Annotated in this window: 3 protein-coding genes; all 3 read left to right on the forward strand. The window is 59.0% G+C overall.

The annotated features are described in order from the left end of the window. The first annotated feature begins 785 nt into the window (after positions 1-785). The 3 genes from WCA53_RS14760 to WCA53_RS14770 all read left to right on the forward strand — a co-directional run bounded on the left by WCA53_RS14760 (position 786) and on the right by WCA53_RS14770 (position 2,658). A complete protein-coding gene (locus tag WCA53_RS14760) occupies positions 786-1,136 on the forward strand; it encodes a hypothetical protein (protein WP_423911495.1) in 351 nt (116 codons plus the stop codon). Next, on the forward strand, positions 1,133-1,966 hold the full coding sequence (locus WCA53_RS14765; protein WP_423911499.1) for a CHAD domain-containing protein: 834 nt from the start codon (positions 1,133-1,135) through the stop codon (positions 1,964-1,966). The genes WCA53_RS14760 and WCA53_RS14765 overlap by 4 nt, the downstream gene beginning before the upstream one ends. A 71-nt stretch (positions 1,967-2,037) precedes the next feature. After that, on the forward strand, positions 2,038-2,658 hold the full coding sequence (locus WCA53_RS14770; RefSeq protein WP_423911496.1) for a UdgX family uracil-DNA binding protein: 621 nt from the start codon (positions 2,038-2,040) through the stop codon (positions 2,656-2,658). The last annotated feature ends 133 nt before the right edge of the window (positions 2,659-2,791 follow it).

Here is a 2,791-nt window from a genome sequence, read left to right on the forward strand (position 1 = left end):
CCCAGGAACAGCCCACGCACATGAAACCGTCGGGCTTGTTTTGCTGTACAAGCACACGGCTCGTTTCAATCGGTGCCCTTTCTTGAATCAATGCGCTAGCGACCGCTTTTACCGATCCCCAGCCGCCACTGGCGTGCTGGTAGGCGTCCGTTTCCTTATGGACGGTGCTCATGTCTGGCTCCCCGGGACAAATGATTCAACGTACTCGCAACTCTTGTTCCCTATAGTGTGCTTACTGGGTAAAGCTCGGCGCGTGACGTCGCTCGCGCGAGGGTCTCGAGCACTTGCGCCAAGCGGTTGAACGTAAGTACGACCACCGGTATCTTTGGAGGCGCATTCGTGGCGGGGCGGTCGTCCCTCGCGTCGTTGACGTTCTTCATCACGCAAGCGCAAGCTTCCAGCTGTGTTCGGTACAAAAGACGTCATCGTAGCCATCCGGTCCGAACGCCTTGAGCTGCGTCGTCGAAATGCGGCGACATGACGGGCGGACGGGCAAAGTATCAGACATGGCGTTTCAAGCAACGGATGATGCCGCCTGAAACGCAAAACGCGGTCCCGGGGTCCGGGTTCAGCCCGCGTCAGAATTCACTCTTGAGCCCGTTCCGGCAAATGGGTCAGCGCAATCCAGCGGGCAGGGGTGCCAGCATGGCGTTGGCCCGCGCTGACTTGACTGATCGCCATTGAAAATCTTCTACTACCGCCTGCTCACGGAAGGCAGGAATCGCACTTGCTGGCGTGTCAACAAGAAGGTCCCGTATGAAACCCCCTAGACATTGGAGTGCACCATGCCGTCCGAAAAAATATCCACTTCGCGCCGCACTGTGATGCAGGGCGCGACAGCAGGGCTTGTTACGGCAGTGGCAGCACGGGCCGTCGCACAGACCGATGTTTCCAATTCGACAGGAACCACAATGGCGAGTCCACCGCAGGACCCGCGCACGCTCTACCCGCATCCGCCCTTTCCTGCCCAGGAGCAACCGTGGCCCGGCCTCGCGGGCCGCATGACGCCGCGCCCCGATCAGGATGGCCAAGCTGTCGAGGGGGGCTGTGCAGCCGCGTCGAATGCGGCGGCGCAGACGTGGATGCGCGCGAAAAAAGCGTTCGTGCGCATTCTCCTCATCGAGGAGGTGATATGACAGTTGACAGTAAAACGGCTTCCTCAACACACGAGACCGCTGAGTCCCAGTTTTCCTCGTATGCGACGCCTTTGGTCGATGATGCTATCTCCCGCGCGGCTGCGCTGAACGCGGACCCTGACGCGGAGGTCTTGCATAAACTGCGCATCGCGCTACGTCGCTTGAGATCGCTTCTGTGGGCGTATCGGCCGCTGCTCAATAAGAACTTTGATGATCAACAACGGGCGTTTTTTAAATATATTGCAAGTGCGGCGGGTAAGACCCGTGATTGGGACATTCTCATCGAATTGCTCAATGACACGCTGCATGTTAAGCAAACACCTATCGATAGTCTTCGGGCAGCTCGTAGTGGCGCGCTGACTAGCAGCCGGGAGACGCTGTCCGGCGCGAGTATCAAGACGGCACTTCGCGGGGCGCTCAAAAATGCAAACAGGGACTTGAACACGGCACACAAACGCACGCCCTTGTCGCAGTTTGCACGCAAGCGTCTCCAGTCTGCGGAGGGGGCTATGCACAAGCGAATGCGCCGGGCGTCGCATGCGAAGCGCTCCGATTACGCGACGTATCATGAAGTGCGTAAAGCCTGCAAGAAAGTTCGATATCTCCTGGAGTTTTTTGAACCACTACTGCCGAAGAAGCAGCTTGAATCGGCGAAGGAATTGAAAAAAATCCAAAAGCGATTCGGCGCGTTGAACGACGTCGTTGCCAGCAAGGAACTGCTTCGGGGAAAGCGCGACATTTTTCCAGACGACGCATCCGCGGACAATGCGTTGGCCGCCTTGGAGAAGGAGCGTAAGCGCCGCGTTCGCGCGGCCTCCAAACTACTCTAGCAAACAGGCGGCGGCCATGCGATCCACACTAACGCTGGCGCAAGCGCGCAGCGCTGCCGGTTGATGCAGTCATGGCCTCCTCACTGCCCATCAGCATTCGTGCCGACCAGCAACCGGAACGCCTCGATCAATGCCGGCGCTGCGCGCTGTGGGAAGCAGCGACACAGGCCGTTCCAGGTTCGGGTCCGCATCGAGCGCCGTTGATGGTGATCGGGGAACAACCCGGCGATCAGGAAGACCTGCAGGGCAAACCGTTTGTCGGTCCTGCTGGCGCCTTGCTGGACAGCGCGCTCGCGGAGGCCGGCGTGGACCGCAAGCAAGTCTATGTAACCAACGCGGTCAAACATTTCAAGTGGGAACCGCGTGGCAAGCGGCGCCTGCACAAGACACCGGCGCAACGGGAAGTGGATGCCTGTCATTACTGGATCGAACGCGAATTGGCGGAGCACGATCCCACCGTCGTCGTTGCTTTGGGCGCGACCGCATTGAAGTCGGTGCTGCAAAAATCGACCGTTAAATTGCAGGCTTCGATGGGCGACGCGATCGAACACGATGGACGTCTGGTCATCGCGACTTTTCATCCTTCATACGCGCTTCGCGCCCCCGATGCCGGGACCCGCGAGAGGGTGTATCGCGCGATCGTGGAGGCTTTCAGGCACGCACATCGGCTGATCGAAAAGCATTCAAAATAGCCAGGGAGGAACGACATGACGACCACATCGAAGAACAACAGCAACGGTAAGCGCAAGACCTCCCGTCAGAAACACGCCAGGGCAAAAACGAAGCAGCGCTCGAACCCGGGGCGCTGGTCGCATCACGTGATGG

It is taken from the genome of Caballeronia sp. (assembly GCF_049581465.1).
Taxonomy (GTDB): domain Bacteria; phylum Pseudomonadota; class Gammaproteobacteria; order Burkholderiales; family Burkholderiaceae; genus Caballeronia.

What these genes read in the sequence shown, in the direction of transcription:
- WCA53_RS14765 (WP_423911499.1), top strand. Translation starts at nt 1,133, where the DNA reads ATGACAGTTGACAGTAAAACGGCTTCCTCAACACACGAGACCGCTGAG.
- WCA53_RS14770 (WP_423911496.1), top strand. Translation starts at nt 2,038, where the DNA reads ATGGCCTCCTCACTGCCCATCAGCATTCGTGCCGACCAGCAACCGGAA.
- WCA53_RS14760 (WP_423911495.1), top strand. Translation starts at nt 786, where the DNA reads ATGCCGTCCGAAAAAATATCCACTTCGCGCCGCACTGTGATGCAGGGC.